A 6,136-nucleotide genomic window follows, 5' to 3' on the forward strand; every position below is an offset into this window, starting at 1 on the left:
CTCACCCGCGCCTACCGGCCGCAGACCAATGGCAAGGTCGAACGCTTCAACCGCACCCTGCTCGATGAGTGGGCCTACCTGCGGCCCTACACCAGCAACCACGAACGGTCCGAAGCTCTGACAGACTCCTGCACACCTACAACCACCACCGCTGCCACACCGCACTCGGCGGCCACCCACCGATCAGCCGCGTGAACAACCCTGCGGGTCAATACAACTAGAGCGTGCCCCGTGGTCTTTGGGCGGCAGCGCTTAAGCGACTTCGGTCTCTCGCTCGATGGCCTTGAGGCGGTTCTTCAGGCGGTAGCTGGGGCCGTTGATGGAGATCACTTCGCAGTGGTGCAGGAGGCGGTCGAGGATGGCGGTGGCCAGGACCTCGTCGCCGAACACCTGTCCCCATTCGCTGAAGGTCTTGTTTGAGGTCAGGATGATCGAGCCCTTCTCGTAGCGCTTCGAGATCACCTGGAAGACCAAGTTCGCCTCGGCTCGTTCCAGCGGCTGGTATCCGACTTCATCGACGACGAGGACGCTGGGCCGCTGGTAGGTGCCGAGCTTACTGGTCAGACGGCCGGCGGCCTCGGCGGCTTTGAGGTGGCGGACCATGTCGTCGAGGCTGGTGAAGTAGATCGAGTAGCCGGCCCGGCAGGCCGTGACCGCCAGGGCGACAGCGATATGCGTCTTGCCCACCCCGGGCGGCCCCAGCAGGGCGGCGTTCGCCTTGGCCTCGACGAACGACAGGGTGGCGAGGTCTTTGACCTTGCGCGGGTCGAGGTCGGGCTGGAAGGAGAAGTCGTACTCGTCCAGAGTCTTGTGGTGGGGCAGCCGGGACAGCCGCAGGCCCTGGCGGAAGCGGCGGTCGTGGCGGACGGCAAGTTCCTGGGACAGCACCAGATCGAGGAAGTCGAGATAGCCCATCTTGCCCTCGTCAGCCCGCCGGATGTACTCGCTGATGGTCTCGGTCAGGTGGGGCAGGCCGAGTTTGCCGGCTGTGTTGCGGATGCGCGTGGAGACCAGCTCGCTCAAGACATTTCCCTCGTGCTCGGGTGGGTGGTGAAGGGACGGGTGCCGGTCAGTTCGTCATAGACCGACAGTGGACGGCGGCCGACCTCGATGCGGGTGGCCGCGGCCCGGTTCAGCAGGGCCTGCAGCGGGCCGGCTTCTTCGCCCCGAGGCTGCGGGCGGGGCCGGGGCTGGACGTCGCCGGTGGTGGTCCGGCGTCCCTTGCCGGTCGGCAGGCCGTCCCAGTGCTGTTCCTCGACGACGCGGACGCCGCGGCCGACCGCCCGCGGATGCATCGCCAGCAGCGTTCCGCCGTCGGTGCCAGGATCGGTGGAGTGCAGCATGACCTGGGACTTCGCTGCCCGGATCTCGACCAGCTGACGGGGACGGACCTTACGGGCGGGCACCGAGTAGAGATTGCCGCCGAAGGCGACCAGGCAGTCCTTGCCGACCGGCCGCAAGTGCCGCTCGGCCACCAGATACGGAGTTAGCGGCAGCGGCTTGAGGGCTGCGTGGTCGCGGGCCGCCCGCTCGCCGATGACCTCCCGGTGGGTCTTGTGGATCTGGTCCCGCCGCCGGGGCACCCAGGCCGCGAACGCGGCGTCCATCTCCTCGACGGAGGAGAAGGCTCTCCCGGACAGGACGTGGTCGCGGACGATGAGGACCTGGCGTTCGACGCGGCCCTTGCCGGTGGGCCGGTAGGCGGCCAGGACGTCGATGTCGAAGTCGTAGTGGCCGGCGAAGCCGACCGCTTCCGGGTGCAGCGGACCGCCTCGCCGGGGGCGACGTGGCGTCGGACGACGGTCTTGGTCCGGTCGTAGACGATCGTCATCGGGACCCCGCCGAAGTGGGCGAACGCACGGCGGTGGCAGTCGAAGAAGGTTTGCAGGTCCTGGCTCGTGGTGAAGCAGCAGAACGGATCGCGCGAGTACGACAGCGTCATGTGGAAGGAGTAGACCTTCCCGATGCCCATGTGGGAAAGGATCTTGCCCTCGTCGCCCCAGTCCACTTGAGCCTGGGCGCCCGGGATCACCTCGAACCGCCGGTGCATGCCCGCCAGCTCTTTCGGCGTGATGCCGAGTTCCTCGGCGATCCGGGGCCGGGCTTCCTGGACGTAGAGCTTGGTCCGCTGGTAGTTGCCGGTGAACCCGTACTCCGCGGCCAGCCGCTCGTGGATGACAGCGGCCTTCAGCAGGATCTCCGCCCGCAGCATCGAGTCGACCAGCGGCGCGAACTCGTCGATCACCCTGGGCCGGGACCGGCCGTTCGGCGACCGGCGCGGAGGCGAGGCGGGTCCATCGGCTGACAGATACTTGCTGACCGTCCGCCAGTTCAGGCCGGTCTCCTTGGCGACCTCGGTCAGGCTCATGGCTCCGGACTCGACCAGGCCACGAAAGCGCCGTAGTTCCAGCCAGCGCTGCGGATCCAGGACCACGGCCACCCCATCTCTGCGACCTCGACCAACAGGCAGCAGAGTGCCGAATCCCGAACCTCAGCACATCAGGAACTCTGCACGTTCATCCGTACGCGGCCATGCACGTTCACGTGTACGCCGACACCGCCCCCCGGTGCGAGACCGGTGTCCGTCGCGTCGTCGTCCTCGCTTGCGGCGGGGGCGGGTTCAAGTCGGGGGCCGTCCTGAGCGCTGTCTGACCGGACCGGCCGCGGGAACGGTATCTCCGGTGTTCGGGCGGCCATCTTGGGTGTGGGCGACGGACGACGGGCAGTTCTGGAAGGGTGCGGCGTGGGACGGGCGCGGCCCGAAGTCGTCCCCGCCCTGCAGACCGGCCGGGGGTCACCCCCGTGTGCGCGACGGGGCAACCGGCTTCGGACGCTACGGCGCCTGGGGAGACGCGGAAGCGGAGTCGCGGCCCGCGTGCTCGGCTCCCGCACTGGCGGCGTTGCCTCCCTGGTCATTCCCTGGTGCGGCGACCCTCGTGTCGTCGGTTCATGCGTTGACGCAACGCACTGTGTATTGCTTCAATGCACTTGTTGCTGTTGCTGTTGCTGTTGCTGTGCTGTCGCAGGAGTGGCAGTGCTTGGGTGTTCAGTGAGGTCGATCGTTGCTGCCGTCCGTCGAGCTGGTGGATTCCGAGGAGTCCACTGTCGAGGTGTTCACCCGCAGTCAGGCGGCCCATGTTTTGGGCGTGTCTGCCAATACCGTCGGTAAGCTGCTCGGCAGTGGGTTTCTTCGGGACCTGCAGGCGGCTCGTGTGTGCGCGCTGGCGCGGGCCCCGCACGTGAGTGTTGTCCAGGGTGTACTTCCGGTGCTGCGTACTGCTGCGGCCGTATGTCCTGCTGACGGGGACGACGACCGTGACTTCATCGGTGACTCGCCCGATCTGAGCGATGAGCAGTTTCTTCGGGCCTCTCGCCAGTGGTGGCGGTGTGATCCGGAGACGATTGTGGCTGCCGGGGTGCTGCCTGTGGCCGTGGCCGGGTGGGTGACGGGTGTCCTTGCGGTCCAAGGCCATGAGGGAACCCGGCACGGGGGGCGGGGCGAGGTGCGGCATTCTTTCACCGCTACCGTCGCCGGCCGGGTCGGAGCCCTCGACGCACCGGCGACTTTCCGGGTGCTGGCCACGGACCGGGCGGTGGCGGACCTGACCGGCACCTTGCTCGGTGCGCGGGTGCATACGGCCGTGTCGGGCGGTCCGATCGCTTACCTGAGAGTCCAGCCCGCTGTGGGGGAGAACGCGTGAGCGACTTCGAGTCCATTGATGCCCTGGTGGCCGGCGCCCGTCAGGAGGTCCCGCTTCCCCCGGCCGGGGAGAGGCGCGATCTGCGGGAGAAGCTGAACCTGTCCCGCGCCCAGGTCGCGCAGGTACTTGGTGTCAGCCCGTCCACGGTCGGGGGCTGGGAGTCGGGCCGTGCCCCGAACGGCGAAGTCAGGGAAAGGTACGCCTACTTCCTCGACGCGGCGCGCGCTGGACTGCAGGCCCGGGATGCAGCGGCGGCGGCCGAGGACACCGGCTCCCACTCGGAGGATGCCGTCGAGGATGAAACCGTGGGCCCGGCACAGGACGCCGGCACCGACGACGTAGAGGCTCTTCCCGAGCCGCGTCCTTGCGTGTTGTGCGGGCTTCCCGCCGGCCACCAGGTCGCCGGGTTCCCTCAGCACCTCGACGCCGCCGACTGCTGTGTCGCTGCGGCCCCTGCCAACCCCGCCGCTTGCGCACCGCAACCGGCGGCCGCACAGGCTACTGAGGGCCGGCACCGTACGCCCCGGGAGCCGCGTCCCGCCGGTCGCACCCAAAAAGGCCCGAACATCAGAATCGTCCCGGCCGGGCGCCGGGCACAGCCGGCCGACGCCGCCACGCCCGACCTGATCGGCCAAGCCGTGACACGGGCGGTGGCCGAGCACGCCGGTGACCTCGAGAAAGCCACAGAAGCGCTGATCAAGCGGGCGATTCCGGATGCGATGGCACTACTGGAATCCACCCGCATCGGTGGACGGTACGACATCGTCGCTCACCCGTGGCTGCCCGACATCCTGCGTAAACAAAGCGCCCGCGGCGCCGACCACATCTGGGAGGCCCGCCCCAAATGGACGAGGCCCGGCCTACCGCCGCACGAGCACGAGGTGACCGCCCTCGACATCAACGGCGCCTACCTGAGCGCGCTCAAGACCTGGCTGCCGCTCGGGCAGCTGCAGCACTCCACCGGCAACCACCACGACCGCCGCCGTGCCGGCCTTCACCTGATCACCCCGCCGGTGTGGGAGCACGGCACGGTGCTGCCCAACCCGATCGGCAACCGTGACGAACCCGGTCCCCTGTGGGTGACCGAGCCGACGCTGCGCCTGCTGCTGCGGTTGTCCGGCCCGAAGTACGGCCTGTGCGACCCGCCGGAGATCCACGAGTCCTGGACCTCGGGAGCCACGGAAGGTCTGCTGGAGAAGTTCCGTGTGGCGATGAAGGATGCCCGGGACAGGGCGATCGCCGAGGAGGACGAGGTGATGCTGGCGTATGTGAAGGCGATGTACTCCAAATTCGTCTCTACCTTGGGTGAGTCCAACTTCAACCGTGAGATCTACCGTACCGACTGGATGCACATCATCCGCAGCCAGGCCTTCGTGAACCTGTGGCTCAAGGCGCACCGGGCCTACGACCGGGGCCTGATGGTTGTACGCGTGATGGGAACCGACGAGTTGCACGTCATCGGCGACTGGCGGGCGGTGTTCCCGGAGGGCCGCGGCCTCACCGAGGTGAAGGTCAAGGATCTGTACGCCGTGGGAGCGGATCCCGGAAGCGGTGCTTGAGGACGTGTTCCGCACGCCGCGCGCCGGGGCAGTGCGGCGGTTCATTGCTTTGCACTTGCCGGACGTCCACGATGGTGAGGGGGCACTCCCGAACTCAGGATCGCGTAATCTCGGCATGATCAGACGTGTGTGTCGGGTTCTGCCGGCGTTGTGCAAGCAGGGGAGGTGAAGGTGCCGGAGCGGAACATTGATTTCGGCATGCATGGTGCGCGTGGCATCAAGGGACACGAAGCCGTCGCGCGTCAGTTGGACAGGCTTGCCGGCTTCGTCGCCACGCCGGTCTCGGAACGTCGTGGCCTGCTCGCGCGCCTGCGTTACCTCACTCGCACCGTGCACGCCCGCCAGGCGGCCCGCGGGGCCGGTCTCACCGTCACTGACCGTACGCTCAGGGCGTGGCTGGACGGCAAGCGCAGCCCTTCGAAGAAGAACCTCGAGCGCATTGATACGGCCTACCGGACGGTGCGCCGTCGCAACGTCTCCCGCTACCTGCTGGCGCGTCTCAATCGCGGGGGCAGGGGCACCCGGGTGGAGCTGCATCCGCTCAACCAGTCTCATGTGCCGCGGCCGCGTCAGCGCGAGCTGGGTTTGCGAACACTCAATGTGCGGCACTGGGACCGCGTCGTCGAGGCCTGGAGTGACGACGACGACGAAGCACTGGACGAAGCCTGGGTGAGCGACGTCGTGGTCGATCTCGGCTCCGACTGGGGGCAGTACGAGTACGTGAGCAATATCGGCTTTGCGGCCTGAGTGGTGCTCATTTTTGTGGTGGTTGGGGGAGTTCGACGGTGATGTTGAGTCCGCCGGTGGTGCGTGGGTGGAGGGTGAGGGTTCCGTTGTGTGCGGTGGTGATGGTTTTGACGAGGGCGAGGCCGAGGC

At 67.8% G+C, this 6,136-nt stretch carries 4 protein-coding genes and 3 pseudogenes; 4 read left to right on the forward strand and 3 right to left on the reverse strand.

Going from position 1 to position 6,136, the window contains the following annotated elements:
• Window positions 1-221 (forward strand): annotated as a pseudogene (locus DMH12_RS36505) (integrase core domain-containing protein); the annotation flags it as partial.
• Between the two features lie 31 nt (window positions 222-252).
• Here DMH12_RS36505 and istB read toward each other — a convergent pair.
• Window positions 253-1,023, reverse strand: coding sequence for an IS21-like element helper ATPase IstB (istB, locus tag DMH12_RS36510; RefSeq protein ID WP_125495593.1), 771 nt, complete (start codon window positions 1,021-1,023; stop codon window positions 253-255).
• A pseudogene (istA, locus tag DMH12_RS36515) lies at window positions 1,020-2,434 on the reverse strand (IS21 family transposase). Before istA ends, istB begins: the two are co-directional and overlap by 4 nt.
• Window positions 2,435-3,062: 628 nt before the next feature.
• Between istA and DMH12_RS36520 the strand changes: the two are divergent.
• From DMH12_RS36520 to DMH12_RS36530, 3 genes are all read left to right on the forward strand, one after another.
• Complete coding sequence (locus DMH12_RS36520; RefSeq protein WP_125495594.1) at window positions 3,063-3,701, forward strand: DNA-binding protein; 639 nt, start codon at window positions 3,063-3,065, stop codon at window positions 3,699-3,701.
• Window positions 3,698-5,260: a helix-turn-helix transcriptional regulator gene (locus DMH12_RS36525; protein WP_125495595.1), complete on the forward strand. Its 1,563-nt coding sequence runs from the start codon at window positions 3,698-3,700 to the stop codon at window positions 5,258-5,260. Before DMH12_RS36520 ends, DMH12_RS36525 begins: the two co-directional genes overlap by 4 nt.
• Before the next feature lie 171 nt (window positions 5,261-5,431).
• Window positions 5,432-6,007: a transcriptional regulator gene (locus DMH12_RS36530; RefSeq protein ID WP_125495596.1), complete on the forward strand. Its 576-nt coding sequence runs from the start codon at window positions 5,432-5,434 to the stop codon at window positions 6,005-6,007.
• A 7-nt stretch (window positions 6,008-6,014) separates the two neighbouring features.
• Here the strand turns inward: DMH12_RS36530 and DMH12_RS39500 are convergent.
• Window positions 6,015-6,136, reverse strand: a pseudogene (locus DMH12_RS39500) (two-component sensor histidine kinase); the annotation flags it as partial.

The organism is Streptomyces sp. WAC 04229 (genome assembly GCF_003947455.1).
Classification (GTDB): Bacteria; Actinomycetota; Actinomycetes; order Streptomycetales; family Streptomycetaceae; genus Streptomyces.